The sequence below is a fragment of the Pseudomonas sp. LS-2 genome, from assembly GCF_003605735.1.
GTDB lineage: Bacteria > Pseudomonadota > Gammaproteobacteria > Pseudomonadales > Pseudomonadaceae > Aquipseudomonas.
The window spans coordinates 25,017-42,156 of record NZ_QXTJ01000044.1 but is presented as its reverse complement, the minus strand read 5'-3'; the positions used below and the strand labels follow the sequence as shown (position 1 = coordinate 42,156).

Below are 17,140 nucleotides of genomic sequence, written 5' to 3'. Positions count from 1 at the left end.
AGTAAAACCATCCACCGCGCCGCTCCAGACAAACCGCCTTCGACAGGCTTTACTGCCGGTTCCCGGCAGATCGCTGACAAGGTGGAGCGCCAGCCCGGCGAGCTCGCACGCCCATTGGGCCGAATCAAGCGCCTGGTGATTTTCAATCCTCGAATCCGACCTGCTCCGACATCTCGTCCACCTTCAGTTCCAGCCGATACGCCACGGCAATGAACAGCGCCTGACACAAGCACAGCGTTGCACTCAGAGAACGGAAAGCGAACGAGCTGCCTTCGTTGACCAGCAACACCGAGTTGGCACGTTTGGCCAGCGGCGAAAGGTTGCTGTCGGTGATGATCAGCGTCTTGGCCTGATGGTGCTGGGCGATGCGCAGGCAGTGTTGGGTTTCCTTGCCGTACGGGGTGAAGCTGATCGCGATCACCAGATCGTTGGCGCGCACGCTGCGCATCTGCTCACGGTAACTGCCGCCCAGCCCCGAGATCAGGTGGATGCGCTTGTTGGTGTGCTGCAGGTTGTAGACCAGATAGTCGGCGACGGCGAAGGAGCGACGCACGCCCACGACGTAGATGTTGTCGGCGTTGACCACCAGATCCACGGCTTTTTCGAAGGCTTCGTCATCCAGTTCCAGTGCCAGGCGTTCAAGCCCCGAGAGCGTGGCGTTCACACATTCGCGGGCCAGATCGCCACCGCTGGCTTTCTGCGACTTGTTGGCGATCATGCTGCGAATGCGCTGCTGGTAGTTCTGCACTGGCGTGGCTTTGTGGGTGTAGGCCTCGCGAAACAGCGCCTGCATTTCACTGAACCCGCTGAAGCCGAAGCGCTGGGAAAAACGCACGATCGCTGAAGGGTGAACCTCGCATTCCCGGGAAATGTCGCTGATGCGGTCGACCATGATCCGGTCGCTTTGCTGGCTCATGTAGCTGGCGATGCGCTTGAGCTGACGAGGCAGGCTTTCGTATTCAGTGGTGATCAGCTTAAGCAGTGCCTCGGCGGTTTCCGGCGCATTGAGCTGTGAAGAGGCAGCGTCGGCGCCGGTATCGGGCAAGGAGGGCTGATCGGTGCTGGACATACGGTTGAATTCCTCGAGCTTTTCTTATGGCGCGCAGTTTACAGCGCTTCACGTTTGTATCGCCTCTGTTTAGCACGAACAGCCAGCATTTGCGCAAAGTGGAAAAAATATTCCACATGAAAAAAATTTAGAAAAAATCATTGCTCCTTGCTCTGGAGCGTTCTAGTCTGCAACCACGAACAGGGCTTCTCGCAAGCCAGGGCTTAATAAAAATAAGAGGAGCCAGCATGGGCCAGACTCGTTTTGCCAGTGGGCGTCAGTTGGATGTGGTATGTCTCGGACGTCTGGGTGTCGATCTCTATGCGCAGCAGATCGGGGCGCGTCTGGAGGATGTCAGCAGTTTCGCCAAATACCTGGGCGGGTCCTCCGCCAATATCGCTTTCGGCACCGCACGGCTGGGCGTCAAGTCGGCCATGCTGACCCGCGTCGGCAATGACCACATGGGGCGGTTTCTGGTCGAATCGCTGGCCCGCGAAGGTTGCGACGTCAGCGGCATCAAGGTCGATGCCGAGCGCCTGACCGCCATGGTCCTGCTGGGCATCAAGGACCGTGAGACATTTCCGTTGGTGTTCTATCGCGAAAACTGCGCCGACATGGCCCTGCAGGCCGAAGACATCGACGAAGCGCAGATTGCCTCAAGCAAGGCTTTATTGATCACGGGTACCCATTTCTCCACCGATCAGGTGTTCAAGGCCAGCGGCCAGGCGCTGGATTATGCCGAGAAGCACAACGTCAAGCGCGTGCTCGACATCGACTACCGGCCAGTGCTCTGGGGCCTGACCGGCAAAGCCGACGGCGAGACCCGTTTCGTTGCCAACCAGAACGTCAGCCAGCATGTGCAGCGCATCCTGCCGCGTTTCGACCTGATCGTCGGCACCGAAGAAGAGTTCCTCATCGCAGGCGGCTCGACCGACTTGCTCAGCGCGCTGCGCAAGGTGCGCGAACTGACCGCCGCGACGCTGGTGGTCAAACTAGGCCCTCAAGGCTGCACGGTGATTCATGGCGCGATTCCCGCAAAACTCGAAGACGGCGCCATCTACCCAGGTGTCCGTGTGGAAGTGCTCAATGTGCTGGGCGCCGGCGACGCTTTCATGTCGGGCTTTCTCAAGGGCTGGCTGGACGACGCAAGTGACGAACGCTGCTGTCAGTTGGCGAACGCCTGCGGCGGTCTGGTGGTGTCGCGTCACGCGTGCGCGCCGGCGATGCCGACACTGGTCGAACTCGACTACCTGTTCAACAGCCCGGTGCCGATCACCCGTCCCGATCAGGATGCGGTTTTGCAGCGTCTGCATCAGGTCAGCGTGCCGCGCAGGGACTGGAAGCAACTGTTCATCTTCGCTTTCGATCATCGTGGGCAACTGGTGGAGCTGGCGCAGAAAGCCGGTCGCGACCTGGCGTGCATCGGGCAGTTGAAGCAACTGTTCATTCAGGCCGTGGAACGGGTCGAAGCGGATCTGAAGAAACGTGGCATCGAAGCCGACGTCGGTCTGCTCGCCGATCAGCGTTTCGGGCAGGACTCGCTCAATGCGGCCACCGGTCGCAACTGGTGGATTGCCCGGCCGGTGGAAGTGCAAGGCTCGCGGCCACTGGCCTTCGAGCATGGGCGCTCCATCGGCAGCAACCTGATGGCCTGGCCGAAAGAGCAGATCATCAAGTGCCTGGTGCAATACCACCCCGATGACGAACCGATGCTGCGTCTGGAGCAGGAAGCGCAGTTGATGGGGTTGTATCAGGCCTCCCAGGCCAGCGGCCATGAACTGCTGCTGGAGGTCATCCCGCCGAAGGAGCATCCGTCGAAGCACCCTGACGTGATCTACCGTTCGCTCAAGCGCCTCTACAACCTTGGCATCTACCCCGCGTGGTGGAAGATCGAAACCCAGCCGGCCGATGTCTGGGAGAAACTCGACGCGCTGATCCAGGAACGCGACCCGTATTGCCGCGGGGTGGTGCTGCTGGGCCTCAACGCCCCGGCCGAAACCCTCGCCGCCGGATTTCGTCAAGCCAGCAAAAGCACCACCTGTCGCGGCTTTGCGGTGGGCCGTACGATCTTTCACGAACCGAGCCGAGCGTGGCTGGAAGGGGAGATCGACGATGCCGGATTGATCAGTCGGGTGCAAAGCACGTTCGGTTTTCTGATCGAATCCTGGCGTGACGCCCGGGCGTAAACCTCAGGACCGTGAACACATTTCAAAGCGACAAAAACAATAAAGGTGCAGCCATGCCCGCTTCCGCAATCCGAATTGGCATCAACCCGATTTCCTGGAGCAACGACGACCTGCCGGCTCTGGGCGGCGAAACACCGCTGAGCACCGCGCTCAGTGAGGGCAAGGAGATCGGTTACGAAGGTTTCGAGCTCAACGGAAAATTCCCGAAAGACGCCAAGGGCGTCGCTGATGTCCTCAAACCCTACGACCTGGCGCTGGTTTCGGGCTGGTATTCGAGCCGTCTGGCCAGCCGCTCGGTGGCCGAAGAGATCGAGGCCATTGCCGGTCACGTCGAACTGTTGAAACACAACGGCGCGAAGGTGCTGGTGTATGGCGAGGTGGCTGACTCGATCCAGGGCCAGCGCATTCGTCTGGTCGAGCGCCCGCGTTTTCACAGCGACAGCGCCTGGCAGGAATACGCGGACAAGCTCACGGAGCTGGCGCGTTTCACGCTGTCCCAAGGCGTGCGTCTGGCCTACCACCATCACATGGGCGCCTATGTCGAATCCCCCGAGGACATCGATCAACTGATGGCCCGTACGGGAAGTGAGGTCGGTCTGCTGTTCGATTCGGGCCATTGCTACATGGGCGGCGGCGATCCGTTGCAAGTGCTGCGCAGTCATATTGGCCGTGTGTGCCACGTGCATTTCAAGGACGTGCGCAAGCCGGTGGTGCAACTGGCGCGCAACAACCTGTGGAGCTTTCCGGACTGCATCGTGAATGGCACGTTCACTGTGCCGGGCGATGGCGACATCGATTTCGCGGCATTGCTGGAGGTGTTGATCCAGGCCCGCTATGAGGGCTGGCTGGTGGTCGAGGCCGAGCAGGACCCGGCGGTTGCGCCAAGTTATGTCTACGCCAAAAAGGGCTATGAAACGCTGCGCAACCTGCTGGCAGCTGCCCAAGAGAACAGCACGGGTTTAGATCAGCCTGCACAAAGGAGCGTGTGAACATGAATCTCCTGGTCAAGAGCAAGGCCGAGGGCCGCGATGTCGTGGCGCTGGGCGAAGGGGTGCTGGAATACGTCGGTTTTTCAGCGCATCGACTGACCGTCGGCGAACGTTTGCCGGTCAACTCGGGTGACAAGGAACTGTGCCTGGTGCTGCTCAGCGGACGGGTCAGCGTCAGCGGCGAAGCGCCGGGGCAAGGCGCGTTCAACTGGGAAAACATCGGCGATCGGCAATCGGTCTTCGAAGACAAGTCGCCGTTCGCCGTGTATCTGCCGCCGAACAGCCAGGCCCAGGTCGTGGCGCTGAGCGCCGTGCAGATCGCGGTCTGCGCGGCATCTGGCGATACAGGCAAAGGCTTGCCCGCGCGCCTGATCAAACCTGAATCGATGAAACGCAGCGTGCGCGGCAAGGCGGCCAATACCCGTTACGTCTGCGACATCCTGCCGGACTCCGAACCTGCGCATTCGTTGCTGGTGGTGGAAGTGCGCACCCCGTCCGGGCATTCCTCCAGCTATCCGCCGCACAAGCACGACAAGGACGATCTGCCTCATGAAAGCTTTCTTGAGGAGACTTATTACCATCAGGTCAATCCGCCGCAGGGTTTCGTGTTTCAGCGGGTCTATACCGATGACCGCAGCATCGATCAGGCCATGGCGGTGGAGAACAACGATCTGGTGACCGTGCCCAAGGGCTACCACCCGGTCAGCGTGCCTTACGGCTACGAATCCTATTATTTGAACGTGATGGCCGGGCCGAAACGCGCCTGGCAATTCCACAATGATCCGCAGCACCAGTGGTTGATGGATCTGTAGACGCGCCAGCGCATACGCAGATCCAGTAGCAGCCCCGCTTGCGGCGGTGGCGGACCTGAAATCGAACCGCCGGCAAGCCGTGCTGCTACAGCGGCATAACTATTTCGCAAGGAGTCCAGTAATGAGCAACGCCCCGATTATCGGCCACCACATCAACGGCCAGGTCCAGGACGCCAGCGAGCGTTTCAGCGATGTGTTCAACCCGGCCACCGGCGAGGTTCAGGCCCGTGTGGCGCTGGCGGAACTCCGAACCGTCGATCAAGCCGTCGCCGCTGCCCAGGCTGCCTTCCCGGCATGGGCCGATCAATCGTCACTGCGCCGTGCGCGGGTGATGTTCAAGTTCAAGGAGCTGCTCGATCAGCATCACGACGAACTGGCGCAAATCATCTGCCGTGAACACGGCAAGGTGTTTTCCGACGCCAAGGGCGAGGTGGTGCGCGGCATCGAAATCGTCGAGTTCGCCTGTGGCGCGCCGAGCCTGCTCAAAAGCGACTACAGCGACAACATCGGCGGTGGCATCGACAACTGGAACCTGCGCCAGCCGCTGGGTGTGTGCGCCGGCGTCACGCCGTTCAACTTCCCGGTCATGGTGCCGCTGTGGATGATTCCCATGGCACTGGTCACCGGCAACTGCTTCATCCTCAAACCGTCCGAACGTGACCCTTCCGCCAGTCTGTTGATGGCCCGTTTGCTGAAACAGGCCGGCCTGCCGGATGGCGTGTTCAACGTGGTGCAGGGCGACAAGGTGGCTGTCGACGCGTTGCTGCAACACAAAGGCATCGAAGCGATTTCCTTCGTCGGTTCGACGCCGATTGCCGAGTACATCCATCAGCAGGGCACCGCTCATGGCAAGCGCGTCCAGGCATTGGGCGGGGCGAAGAACCACATGATCGTCATGCCTGACGCCGATCTGGATCAGGCCGCCGATGCCTTGATTGGCGCCGCGTATGGCTCGGCGGGCGAACGCTGCATGGCGATTTCGATTGCCGTGGTGGTGGGGGATGTCGGCCAGAAACTCATTGATAAACTGCTGCCGCGCATCGACTCGCTCAAGGTTGGCAACGGCATGAACACAGATTCCGACATGGGCCCGCTGGTGACCGCCGTGCACAAGGCCAAGGTCGAGGGCTATATCGATCAGGGCGTGAAAGAAGGCGCCAGGCTGATCGTCGACGGACGAAACTTTACGGTGCCCGGCGCGGAAAAGGGCTTTTTCGTCGGCGCCACGCTGTTCGATGAAGTCACCCCCGAGATGACTGTCTATAAGGAAGAGATTTTCGGCCCGGTGCTGGGCATCGTGCATGTGCCTGACTTCGCGTCGGCGGTTGAGCTGATCAACGCTCACGAGTTCGGCAACGGCGTGTCCTGTTTCACCAGCGATGGCGGCATTGCCCGGGCGTTCGCGCGCAACATCAAGGTGGGCATGGTCGGCATCAACGTGCCGATTCCGGTGCCGATGGCCTGGCATTCGTTCGGGGGCTGGAAGCGCTCGTTGTTCGGCGATCACCACGCATATGGCGAAGAGGGCCTGCGATTCTACAGTCGCTACAAAAGCGTCATGCAGCGCTGGCCTGACAGCATCGCCAAGGGCGCGGAATTCAACATGCCGACGGCGAAGTAAATTCCGACTTGATCGTTCCCGCGCTCGGCGTGGGAACAATCATGATCATGAAATCGAATTGACCCCAGACACCTCCAATAAAAACAAGGTGCAAGCATGACCACGACCCGATTGACCATGGCACAGGCCCTGGTGAAATTTCTCGATAACCAGTACGTCGAAGTCGATGGCGTGCAGAGCAAATTCGTCGCCGGGGTGTTCACCATTTTCGGCCACGGCAACGTGTTGGGCCTGGGCCAGGCGCTGGAACAGGACAGCGGCGAGCTGATCGTGCATCAGGGCCGCAACGAACAGGGCATGTGCCACGCGGCCATGGGGTTCGCCAAACAACACCTGCGGCGCAAGATCTACGCCTGCACCTCTTCGGTCGGGCCGGGCGCGGCGAACATGATCACCGCCGCCGCCACGGCATCGGCCAACCGCATTCCTCTGTTGCTGCTACCGGGAGATGTCTACGCCAGCCGCCAGCCCGACCCGGTGTTGCAGCAGATCGAACAATTTCACGACCTGAGCATCAGCACCAACGATGCGTTCAAGGCCGTGAGTAAATACTGGGACCGCATCAACCGTCCCGAGCAATTGATGAGCGCAGCCCTCAATGCCATGCGTGTGCTCACCGATCCTGCCGAAACCGGAGCCGTGACCCTCGCCTTGCCCCAGGACGTTCAAGCCGAGGCGTACGACTACCCGAATTCCTTCCTACAAAAGCGCGTGCATCGCATCGACCGTCGCCCGCCGACACAGGCCATGCTCAAGGACGCGGTGGCGCTGCTAAAGGGCAAACGCAAGCCGCTGCTGATCTGCGGCGGGGGTGTGCGTTATTCCGGCGCGGCGGCCGAGCTTCAAGCCTTTGCCGAGCGGTTCGATATTCCGTTTACCGAAACCCAGGCGGGCAAGAGCGCCATCGTCTCGGCGCATCCGTTGAACATGGGCGGTATCGGCGAGACCGGTTCGCTGGCGGCCAACACTCTGGCCCGCGAGGCGGATCTGATCATTGGCGTCGGCACGCGCTACAGCGACTTCACCACCGGTTCCAAATCGCTGTTCCAGAACCCGGACGTGCAGTTTCTCAACCTCAACGTCGGCGCGTTCGACGTGCAAAAGCTCGATGGCGTGCAGGTGCTGGCGGATGCGCAACTGGCGCTGCAATCCTTGAGTGAGGCTCTTGGCGACTTTAAAGCCGACTGGGGCGATGCCCCCCGGCAGGCGAGGGCAGCGCTGGACGCGGAAGTGGATCGTCTGTACGCCGTGGAATACCAGACTCAGGATTTCGAACCCGAAGTCAGCGGCCATCTGGATCCGCAGGTGCTGCGCGATTTCATCGAGATGACCGGTTCCTGTCTGACCCAGAGCCGAGTGCTCGGTATCCTTAATCGGCAGTTGCCCAGCGACGCGGTGATCGTCGCCGCAGCGGGCAGTCTCCCTGGTGATTTGCAGCGGGCGTGGCGCAGCACCAGTGTCGACAGTTACCACGTCGAGTACGGTTATTCCTGCATGGGTTACGAGGTCAATGCCGCGCTGGGGGCCAAGATGGCGGCGCCGGATCGCGAGGTCTATGCGCTGGTGGGCGACGGCTCATACATGATGCTGCACTCCGAGCTGGCGACCTCAATCCAGGAGCGGCGCAAGATCAACGTCGTGCTGCTGGACAACATGGCGTTCGGTTGCATCAATAACTTGCAGATGGGCAACGGCATGGGCAGCTTCGGCACCGAGTTCCGGTTCCGCAACCCCGAGACCGGGCAGCTCGATGGCGACTTCGTGCCCGTGGACTTCGCCATGAGCGCGGCGGCGTATGGCTGCAAGACGTACACGGTGAAAACGGTCGAGGAGCTGGAAGTGGCGTTGATCGATGCGCGCAAGCAGACCGTTTCGACACTGATCGACATCAAGGTCCTGCCCAAGACCATGATCCACGGCTACCTGTCGTGGTGGCGCGTGGGCGTGGCCGAAGTGTCCACGACAGGCACCACGGCCGAGGCCTTCGAACGACAAAAACCAATGCTGGCCAAGGCCCGTAAATACTGATGAACACAAAGCCGTAGGAGCGCGCTTGCCCGCGATTGCGCTGTGTCAGTCAGCGCATTTGACACAGGCAACCCCTTTCGTGGGCAAGCGCGCTCCTACGGCATGAGGAGACAGTGATATGAAAATCGGACTCATCGGCTACGGCAAGGGCGGGCGCTTCTTTCACGCGCCGCTGCTGGCCAGCATGAACGGCGCAACCTTTGCGGGGGTGGTGACCCGCTCCCCCGAACGGCGTCAGGAGCTGAGCAAGGATTACCCCAAGGTCCCGGCCTTCGACAGCCTGGCCGACATGGTCGCTGCCGGTGTCGACGCTGTGGTGATTTCCACCCCTCTGGCCTCTCGCCGCGCGCTGATTCTGGAGGCCATCGAACTTGGCGTTCCGGTGGTCAGCGACAAGCCGTTCGCCCCCGATGCCAGACAGGCCCAGGAACTGGTGGACGCCGCCGAGGCTCGCGGCATCCTGCTGGGGGTGTATCAGAATCGTCGCTGGGACTCGGATTTTCTCACCGTCCGCAAGTTGATCGATCAGGGCGTGCTGGGGGAAATCAGCCGCTTCGAATCCCGCGTCGAACGTTACTCGCCTTCCTCGGTGGGCAAGGAAAGCGGCGGGGGTATTCTGCGTGATCTGGGCAGCCACTTGGTGGATCAGGCGCTCCAGTTGTTCGGCCCGGTCAAGCGGGTGTACGCCGAACTCGAGTTCGCCACACCCGATAAAAAAATCGACCACGGTTTCTTCGTTTCACTGATCCACACCAGCGGCGTGACCTCGCATTTGTGGGGCAACTGCCTGCAAAACGCTCAAGGTCCACGATTTCGGGTCAATGGCTCGCAGGGCTGCTATACCGTTGATGGCCTCGACGGCCAGGAGGCTGCGGCGCTGGCGGGGCTTTCGCCCAAATCCGAAGGCGAGCGCTGGGGCGTCGAGGAGCATCGGCGCTGGGGCTGGTTCGAGCAGGGTGAACACCGCGAACGTGTGCCGTCCGAGCGGGGCGACTGGCCCGAGTTCTACCGCCAGTTGCAGGACGCTGTGATGAACCAGGCGCGCAACCCGGTGGACGCGCGGGATGCCGTGGCGTCGGCAAAGGTGCTAGATGCCGCCAGAGTCAGTGCGCTGGAAGGGCGGGTGGTGGAGTTGTAATCGCTGGTTACCCTCTGTAGCAGCACGGCTTGCCGGCGGCAGCGATTTCGCCGCCCACCGCCGGCAAGCTGTGCTGTTACCGCGTGAATTTTGGCAATGAAAAGTAAAATAGAAATAAATTCTAAAACTGGTTGAAGTAGAAATTATTTTCCAATAGAGTCATTTCCAGGTTGCCGACGATCGACGCTCACACCTGAAAACAGCTGCACCGATTTCAGGTCCGAGCGAGCGAAACAAAAACAAGAAAGCCAAAAAGACAGGTACCGTCGATGAACATTTTCAACAGAGCCTTCAAGGCTTGCCGATCCGCATCACGTTCTCTGCTTGCTTCGTTGCCCGCCGCCTCGCGCATCAAACCGGTCATTGCCATCGCCCTCGATCGAACCCTCGAAACCGTAGCCCGCGTGCTGTGCGTGCACAGCCACGGCGTGATGGTCTGCGGCGCATCGGCCGCCTCGGTCGCGCACTTCGCCAATCCGCACTTTTCCACAGACCCAAAACCACTCTGAACACCAGCCGTCGTTAGCCAATTCACTACAACAACAAGAATTTGGAGAAAGACCGTTCATGAATACCAAAGCCCGTTTTACCTCCCTGGCACTGGCCCTGATGCTCAGCAGCGGCGCCGTCATGGCCGCCGACCTGAAAATTGGCGTGGCCATGTCGCAGTTCGATGACACCTACCTGACCTACATGCGCGAAGACATGGGTAAAAAGGCCAAGGACATGGGGGGCGTCGACTTGCAATTCGTCGACGGCCGCAACGATGTGAACAAACAGCTCGACCAGGTCCAGGAGCTGATTGGCAAGAAAGTCGACGCATTGATCGTCAACCCGGTCGACACCGCCGCCACGGGGCGCATCACCGAAGCCGCCACCGCCGCCGGCATTCCCCTGGTCTATGTCAACCGCCGCCCTGACGATCCGAAACTGCCAGCAGGCGTTGCGTCGGTCACCTCCGACGACAAGGAAGCAGGCCGGATGCAGATGGAATACATCGCCAATAAACTGAACGGCAAAGGCACCGTGGTGATCCTGCTGGGCGAGCTGTCGAACAACTCGACCCGCGACCGCACCGAAGGCGTCAAAGAAGTCCTGAAAAAATACCCTGCCATCAAGATCGCCGAAGAACAGGAAGGCGCGTGGGGACGCCAGAAAGGGATGGACATCACCAACAACTGGCTGACCCAGGGGCGTGATTTCAGTGCGGTGCTTTCCAACAACGATGAAATGGCCATTGGCGCCTCCATGGCGCTGAAGCAAGCAGGCAAAAAGCAGGGCGACGTACTCGTGGCGGGAGTAGACGGTACGCCGGACGGTCTGGCCGCGGTCAAGAAAGGCCAGCTCACGGTCTCGGTGTTTCAGGACGCCAAGGGGCAGGGCGAAGGCTCCATCGACGCGGCGGTGAAGATGGCGAAGAAGGAAGCCTTGCCGCAACAGGCGATCGTGATTCCCTTCAAGCTGATCACGCCCGAAAACGTCAGCACCTTCAAATAACCGTTCACAAAACAACAACTGACAGAACGCAGAGGGCGGCGCTGCCGTACCTCTGCCACTCATGTCACTTGAGGAGCCTGTGACCATGTTCGCTTCCGCTACTGCTACGACCCCAGCCAAGACCGACGTAACCCCTGACCAGGCAGCCAGCACTGCCGATCATCCGTACCTGCTGGAAATCACCAACATCAGTAAGGGATTTCCTGGCGTGGTCGCGCTGGACAACGTCGAACTGCGTGTGCGTCCTGGCAGTGTGCTGGCGCTGATGGGGGAAAACGGGGCGGGCAAATCCACCCTGATGAAAATCATTGCAGGCATCTACCAGCCCGACACCGGCGAGATTCGTCTGCGCGGTAAACCGGTGGTGTTCGACACCCCGCTGGCGGCGCTGCAATCGGGCATCGCGATGATTCACCAGGAACTCAACCTGATGCCACACATGAGCATCGCCGAGAACATCTGGATCGCCCGCGAGCAGCTCAACGGCTTGCACATGGTCGATCACCGCGCCATGCACCGCTGCACCGCCGAATTGCTGGCGCGTCTGCGCATCAACCTCGACCCCGAGGAGCAAGTGGGTAATCTCAGCATCGCCGAGCGGCAGATGGTCGAGATCGCCAAGGCTGTGTCCTATGACTCCGACGTGCTGATCATGGACGAGCCGACTTCGGCCATTACCGAAAAGGAAGTGGACCATCTGTTTTCGATCATTGCCGACCTGCGGGCGCAGGGTAAAGGCATCATCTACATCACTCACAAAATGAACGAAGTGTTCGCCATTGCCGACGAAGTGGCGGTGTTTCGCGATGGTGCCTACATCGGCCTGCAACGCGCCGACAGTATGGACGGCGACAGCCTGATCTCGATGATGGTCGGACGGGAGCTGACCCAGTTGTTCCCCGAGCGCGACCAGCCGATTGGCAAGCTGCTGCTGTCCGTGCGCGACCTGTCACTGGAGGGCGTGTTCGACGGCGTCTCGTTCGACCTGCATGCCGGCGAAGTGCTGGGCATCGCCGGGCTCATGGGATCGGGACGCACCAACGTCGCTGAAACCATTTTTGGCGTTACGCCCTGCACCCGTGGCGAAATCCAGCTGGACGGCGCGCCGATCAAAGTTACCGACCCGCATTTCGCCATCGAGAAAGGCTTCGCGCTGCTGACGGAGGATCGCAAACTGAGCGGCCTGTTTCCGTGCCTCTCGGTGCTGGAAAACATGGAAATGGCGGTTCTGCCGCATTACGTCGGCAACGGTTTCGTCCACCAGAAAGCCCTGCGGGCGCTGTGCGAAGACATGTGCAAGAAACTGCGGGTCAAGACGCCATCGCTCGAGCAATGCATCGACACCCTGTCCGGTGGCAATCAGCAGAAAGCCTTGCTGGCGCGCTGGTTGATGACCAACCCTCGTGTGCTGATTCTCGACGAACCGACTCGCGGCATCGACGTCGGCGCCAAGGCCGAGATCTATCGGCTGATTTCGTTGCTCGCCAGTGAGGGCATGGCGGTGATCATGATTTCTTCGGAACTGCCGGAAGTGCTGGGCATGAGCGACCGGGTCATGGTCATGCATGAAGGCCAGATGATGGGCACCCTGGACCGCGCCGACGCGACTCAGGAGCGGGTCATGCACCTGGCTTCGGGAAATTCGATTCACTGAATCCAGGCTGCCAATGGCCCATTGCGGGTCGGAACAAGAATAAGAGGCACACATGAAGATGAACGCGATACTGGAAAACAAACCCGCCTTGGCACCGACCAAGCACAAACGTCGCTTGCCCACTGAACTGAGCATCTTTCTGGTGTTGATCGGTATCGGCCTGATCTTCGAAGTGTTCGGTTGGGTGGTGCGCGATCAGAGTTTCCTGATGAACTCCCAGCGTCTGGTGCTGATGATTCTTCAAGTGTCCATCATCGGCATGATCGCGATCGGCGTCACGCAGGTGATCATCACGACCGGTATCGACCTGTCATCGGGCTCGGTCCTGGCGCTCACCGCGATGATCGCGGCCAGTCTTGCCCAGTCTTCGGACTACACCCGGGCGGTATTTCCCTCCCTGACCGACCTGCCGGTGTGGATACCGGTTATCGCCGGCCTTGGGGTCGGGTTGCTGGCGGGTGCCATCAACGGCAGCATCATCGCAATCACCGGAATCCCCCCGTTCATCGCCACGCTGGGCATGATGGTTTCGGCTCGCGGCCTGGCGCGTTATTACACGGGCGGCCAGCCGGTGAGCATGCTTAACGATTCCTACACCGCTATCGGTCAAGGCGCGATGCCAGTCATCATTTTTCTGGTGGTGGCAGTGATCTTCCACATCGCCTTGCGTTACACCAAGTACGGCAAATACACCTACGCCATCGGCGGCAACATGCAGGCGGCGCGGACTTCCGGGATCAACGTCAAACGTCACTTGATCATCGTCTACAGCATCGCCGGTCTGCTGGCGGGGCTAGCCGGCGTGGTGGCCTCCGCACGGGCTGCCACGGGTCAGGCGGGCATGGGCGTGTCTTACGAGCTGGACGCGATTGCCGCCGCCGTCATCGGTGGCACCAGCCTGGCAGGCGGCGTCGGCCGCATCACCGGCACCGTGATTGGCGCGTTGATTCTCGGGGTCATGGCCAGCGGATTCACCTTCGTCGGTGTGGATGCCTATGTACAAGACATCATCAAAGGGTTGATCATCGTCGTCGCGGTGGTCATCGACCAATACCGCAACAAGCGCAAGCTCAAGCGCTGATCATCTGAATCATGTGAAAAAGGGCCTGGTTTCAGGCCCTTTTTGTTGGTTTGAGGATTTGAACCGAAGCGCGATTGACCGGTCAGAAAGCGTCCCGGACACGCGCGGCAGTTTTGTTCCAGGAGCGCGCTTGGCCGCGTTGGCGTAGTTACAGGCAACGCACATGTCGCGTGGACACAGCTTGAAACACCGGTCGGGCTCAATACCGACGGGGATTCGGGGGCTTGTTGAGCGAATCTTGTTCAATTATGTTGCCGAGTACGAAACCCGGCCTTAGACTGCCGCCCCTCGTAAATTGAGTGCCTGGTGGCGCTTGGAGACTGGGGCGCGTTTACAGTTGGGCCAAGGCGCTCCCTTGATTCGCCTTAATGCACGTTTTTTTATAGAGAAATCAATGACCAAGGAAAAGTTGCTGGCGATGCCGGCCGATGACTACATGAACGCGGAGCAGCACGCATTTTTCGTCAAGCTGCTGCAGGACATGAAGGTGGAAATCCACGAGCGCATCGAGCAGAGCCGTATCGCTATCGAAAGCCTGGACACCCCGGCTGATCCCGCTGACGCAGCTTCCGTCGAAGAAGAGCGCCACTGGCTGGTCAACGTGATCGATCGCGATCAGCGCATGCTTCCGCAGCTGGAGATGGCCCTGAGCCGTATCGCCGAAGACACTTTTGGCTGGTGCGATGACAGTGGTGAGCCCATCGGCCTGAAGCGTCTGCTGATCAGCCCGACCACCAAGTACTGCATCGAAGCGCAGGAACGTCACGAACAGATCGATCGCCACCAGCGTCAGGCCTGATCCTTCTGACAGACGTGTCGAGGCCCGACTGCCTTTCTCCAGGCAGTCGGGCTTTTTGTCGTCTGCAGTTTTTGCAACAGGCGATTGCCCGGGCAGGTGCTGCACCGGCGTATAGATATTATTCAACGATTGTTTAATCGTATATTTCCTCTTTATGTCATGGGCTCGTTTATAGGACGTGTGTGTGCGATGTGTGGGAAGTATTGTCTCGAAGTCATTAATGGTCTGATACTTGAGTGGGAAGTTTCTGAAGTCGTAGTTGGCCTGTTGACGCGATCATCGAGGCGAGCATTCTGTGAGGTATATGTCCGGATATGTAAAAACGTGTTCGGAACTAAAGCCAGAACTCACAGGCGGTATCGATATGACAAGTTTGCATACAAAGGATAAAGCGGGCGGAGCCGCCGGTGCGCTAAGCGTGACGGTGCGCATCGGTCTGTTCTTCGACGGGACGGGCAACAACCGCGTCAACAGCCAGATTGGCGCCGACTGCCAGGCCATGGCGGAGATTTACAACGGCGCCCATATCAAAGAATGCGGCGGTCGGCATTCCGATCCCGACAGCAGTTACAGCAACGACGTGACCAACATTGCGCGATTGGTCGAGATGTATCGTGAGCAACCCAAAGCCATCAATGACGGTGATGGGCTCAAGGTGTATCACGCGGTTTATATCAGCGGCGTGGGTACAACTTCCGGCGGTCGGGACATGGTGTTATCAGGTCAGGGGTTGGGGCGTGGGCACACCGGCGTGGTCGCCAAAGTATCCCGGGGCATCAAGAAAGTCCGCACGCTACTTGGCAAGTTTGAAGTTCACAACCCCGGTTGCGTCATTGCCGCTCTGGAGTTCGACCTGTTCGGTTTCAGCCGAGGCGCTGCATCGGCCCGTCATATGGCCAACGAGGTGCTCAAGCAGGCACGCGGTGAGCTGGATCCGGTGCTCGCCCGTCATTTGCCGCTGGCGCCTGGCTTCTCCTGGAGCAAAGGCAGCGTTCGTCTGAAGGTCATCGGGCTGTTCGATACGGTGGCAGCGGTCGGGGGAATCTCTGATTTGGGCAACGTGCGTGACGGGATCAACAGGCGGGTAAATCTGTTTCTGCCGCCGGGATGTGCGCAACAGGTCATTCATCTGGTGGCGGGAGACGAACACCGCCGCAATTTTTCGTTGAACAGTGTGGCCCCCGATTGGCCGAAGGAGATCGTGGTGCCGGGCTCACACTCGGACATCGGTGGTGGCTACCATGCCCAGACCATCGAAAAGGTGTCGCTGACCCGGCCCCGGCGCAGTCTGGTCACCACTCAGACCCCCTACGACACCACCGACGCCTGGCTGCAAACTCAGGCCGAGATGAGCTGCCTGCCCTTGCAACACTGGATCGACCCGGATGATCACGCCGCCACCGTGGGAATAGAATGCGTCGAGCAGAAGCGTCAACATCGTCACGGATTGAAAACCGTGATCGCCTCAGTGGTCCTGGAGCGGCGTGTTTTTGGTTATCTGTCACGGGTGTATCTACGGGTCATGCATGCACTGGCTTGCGATGAAGGTGTGCCGTTGCGACCGGTTCCCGAATCGGCAGATTTGAGTCTGCCGCCTGAACTGCGTGGCATTGCGAAAAAACTGGTGGCGTACGCCCGGGGCGAAGGTGCGGAACTGGACGAGGCAGAGATGCGTATTCTGTACCGGCGCTACATCCATTGTTCTGCGCACTGGAACAGCGCCTTGGGACGATGCGGCGCATGGGGGGACACTTTGTTTGTCCATGCGCCGGCGTACCAGGGGCGAATAAAAATCCCCCACGTCGGTCAGCCGGGGTATCCGCAATAGTGAAAGGCGGCCGTAAGCCGGCCGCTATTTCTGGAGGGTAACGTTCAGTGACTCATTTCTGCGGGTGCAACAGTTCGTTGAGTTCATCCACCACCGGTGCCCATTCGGCGTCCACCCGCAGTTCTTCTTTCAGAAAGCGTGCCTGCTGCGGTGTCCAGAAATCGGCATCGATCAGCTTCACGTCATCGGGTAACGGATGGGCACTGACGAATGCGTCAATACTGGCCTGGTCGGAGTCAAGGCCAAGTTGTTCGAACAATGTCGACAGGGTGGGTGAATTAAGTTCCATGTTGTTTTCCTCGCGGGCGAAGGCCCGAATTGGCGTGAATGTTGGTTGAGTCTGTGATGTATCTGAGTACGGACCGGCCGCAAGAGTTCTGCGCATTTGCCTTATCGATTCAGCCGGCGTCATTCGGCTGTTCAGCGGGATTGGACGCACCTCAAAGGGATGTTCGTGTA

General features: G+C 59.8%; 14 protein-coding genes. 12 read left to right on the top strand and 2 right to left on the bottom strand.

The window, feature by feature from the left end; genetic code table 11:
- Positions 1 to 142: 142 nt before the first annotated feature.
- The gene (locus tag D3M70_RS28535; protein ID WP_120129315.1) at positions 143 to 1,069 is read right to left on the bottom strand and encodes a MurR/RpiR family transcriptional regulator; all 927 of its coding nucleotides are present in this window, start codon (positions 1,067 to 1,069) and stop codon (positions 143 to 145) included.
- A gap of 227 nt (positions 1,070 to 1,296) precedes the next feature.
- Between D3M70_RS28535 and iolC the strand changes: the two genes are divergently transcribed.
- From iolC to D3M70_RS28475, 12 genes are all read left to right on the top strand, one after another.
- On the top strand, positions 1,297 to 3,234 hold the full coding sequence (gene iolC, locus D3M70_RS28530; protein ID WP_120129313.1) for a 5-dehydro-2-deoxygluconokinase: 1,938 nt from the start codon (positions 1,297 to 1,299) through the stop codon (positions 3,232 to 3,234).
- A gap of 53 nt (positions 3,235 to 3,287) precedes the next feature.
- Positions 3,288 to 4,223 carry a myo-inosose-2 dehydratase gene (iolE, locus tag D3M70_RS28525; protein ID WP_120129321.1) on the top strand — a complete coding sequence of 312 codons (936 nt, stop codon included), beginning with the start codon at positions 3,288 to 3,290 and terminating at the stop codon, positions 4,221 to 4,223.
- A gap of 2 nt (positions 4,224 to 4,225) precedes the next feature.
- On the top strand, positions 4,226 to 5,035 hold the full coding sequence (gene iolB / locus D3M70_RS28520) for a 5-deoxy-glucuronate isomerase (protein ID WP_120129311.1): 810 nt from the start codon (positions 4,226 to 4,228) through the stop codon (positions 5,033 to 5,035).
- Positions 5,036 to 5,156: 121 nt separating this feature from the next.
- On the top strand, positions 5,157 to 6,656 hold the full coding sequence (locus D3M70_RS28515) for a CoA-acylating methylmalonate-semialdehyde dehydrogenase (RefSeq protein ID WP_120129310.1): 1,500 nt from the start codon (positions 5,157 to 5,159) through the stop codon (positions 6,654 to 6,656).
- A gap of 96 nt (positions 6,657 to 6,752) precedes the next feature.
- On the top strand, positions 6,753 to 8,684 hold the full coding sequence (gene iolD, locus D3M70_RS28510; protein ID WP_120129308.1) for a 3D-(3,5/4)-trihydroxycyclohexane-1,2-dione acylhydrolase (decyclizing): 1,932 nt from the start codon (positions 6,753 to 6,755) through the stop codon (positions 8,682 to 8,684).
- 118 nt (positions 8,685 to 8,802) lie between these two features.
- Positions 8,803 to 9,822, top strand: coding sequence for a Gfo/Idh/MocA family oxidoreductase (locus D3M70_RS28505; protein WP_120129307.1), 1,020 nt, complete (start codon positions 8,803 to 8,805; stop codon positions 9,820 to 9,822).
- Between the two features lie 269 nt (positions 9,823 to 10,091).
- Complete coding sequence (locus D3M70_RS28500) at positions 10,092 to 10,331, top strand: hypothetical protein (protein WP_120129305.1); 240 nt, start codon at positions 10,092 to 10,094, stop codon at positions 10,329 to 10,331.
- Between the two features lie 58 nt (positions 10,332 to 10,389).
- Positions 10,390 to 11,319: a sugar ABC transporter substrate-binding protein gene (locus D3M70_RS28495; RefSeq protein ID WP_120129304.1), complete on the top strand. Its 930-nt coding sequence runs from the start codon at positions 10,390 to 10,392 to the stop codon at positions 11,317 to 11,319.
- Between the two features lie 85 nt (positions 11,320 to 11,404).
- Entirely contained in the window at positions 11,405 to 12,973 is a 1,569-nt protein-coding gene (locus D3M70_RS28490; protein ID WP_120129302.1) for a sugar ABC transporter ATP-binding protein, read from the top strand.
- A gap of 58 nt (positions 12,974 to 13,031) precedes the next feature.
- Positions 13,032 to 14,054: an ABC transporter permease gene (locus D3M70_RS28485; protein WP_120129320.1), complete on the top strand. Its 1,023-nt coding sequence runs from the start codon at positions 13,032 to 13,034 to the stop codon at positions 14,052 to 14,054.
- A 394-nt stretch (positions 14,055 to 14,448) separates the two neighbouring features.
- On the top strand, positions 14,449 to 14,853 hold the full coding sequence (locus D3M70_RS28480; protein WP_120129301.1) for a TraR/DksA C4-type zinc finger protein: 405 nt from the start codon (positions 14,449 to 14,451) through the stop codon (positions 14,851 to 14,853).
- A 364-nt stretch (positions 14,854 to 15,217) separates the two neighbouring features.
- On the top strand, positions 15,218 to 16,681 hold the full coding sequence (locus D3M70_RS28475) for a DUF2235 domain-containing protein (protein ID WP_120129299.1): 1,464 nt from the start codon (positions 15,218 to 15,220) through the stop codon (positions 16,679 to 16,681).
- A 52-nt stretch (positions 16,682 to 16,733) separates the two neighbouring features.
- Here the strand turns inward: D3M70_RS28475 and D3M70_RS28470 are convergent, their stop codons facing one another.
- On the bottom strand, positions 16,734 to 16,970 hold the full coding sequence (locus D3M70_RS28470; protein ID WP_120129298.1) for a DUF2789 domain-containing protein: 237 nt from the start codon (positions 16,968 to 16,970) through the stop codon (positions 16,734 to 16,736).
- Positions 16,971 to 17,140: the final 170 nt, after the last annotated feature.

Excerpts from the sequence above, each read along its gene's own strand:
- D3M70_RS28500 (WP_120129305.1), top strand. The coding sequence starts at position 10,092 with ATGAACATTTTCAACAGAGCCTTCAAGGCTTGCCGATCCGCATCACGT.
- D3M70_RS28515 (WP_120129310.1), top strand. The coding sequence starts at position 5,157 with ATGAGCAACGCCCCGATTATCGGCCACCACATCAACGGCCAGGTCCAG.
- D3M70_RS28470 (WP_120129298.1), bottom strand. The coding sequence starts at position 16,970 with ATGGAACTTAATTCACCCACCCTGTCGACATTGTTCGAACAACTTGGC.
- iolE (WP_120129321.1), top strand. The coding sequence starts at position 3,288 with ATGCCCGCTTCCGCAATCCGAATTGGCATCAACCCGATTTCCTGGAGC.
- D3M70_RS28475 (WP_120129299.1), top strand. The coding sequence starts at position 15,218 with ATGACAAGTTTGCATACAAAGGATAAAGCGGGCGGAGCCGCCGGTGCG.
- D3M70_RS28490 (WP_120129302.1), top strand. The coding sequence starts at position 11,405 with ATGTTCGCTTCCGCTACTGCTACGACCCCAGCCAAGACCGACGTAACC.
- D3M70_RS28535 (WP_120129315.1), bottom strand. The coding sequence starts at position 1,069 with ATGTCCAGCACCGATCAGCCCTCCTTGCCCGATACCGGCGCCGACGCT.
- iolD (WP_120129308.1), top strand. The coding sequence starts at position 6,753 with ATGACCACGACCCGATTGACCATGGCACAGGCCCTGGTGAAATTTCTC.
- iolB (WP_120129311.1), top strand. The coding sequence starts at position 4,226 with ATGAATCTCCTGGTCAAGAGCAAGGCCGAGGGCCGCGATGTCGTGGCG.
- D3M70_RS28505 (WP_120129307.1), top strand. The coding sequence starts at position 8,803 with ATGAAAATCGGACTCATCGGCTACGGCAAGGGCGGGCGCTTCTTTCAC.
- iolC (WP_120129313.1), top strand. The coding sequence starts at position 1,297 with ATGGGCCAGACTCGTTTTGCCAGTGGGCGTCAGTTGGATGTGGTATGT.
- D3M70_RS28480 (WP_120129301.1), top strand. The coding sequence starts at position 14,449 with ATGACCAAGGAAAAGTTGCTGGCGATGCCGGCCGATGACTACATGAAC.
- D3M70_RS28495 (WP_120129304.1), top strand. The coding sequence starts at position 10,390 with ATGAATACCAAAGCCCGTTTTACCTCCCTGGCACTGGCCCTGATGCTC.
- D3M70_RS28485 (WP_120129320.1), top strand. The coding sequence starts at position 13,032 with ATGAACGCGATACTGGAAAACAAACCCGCCTTGGCACCGACCAAGCAC.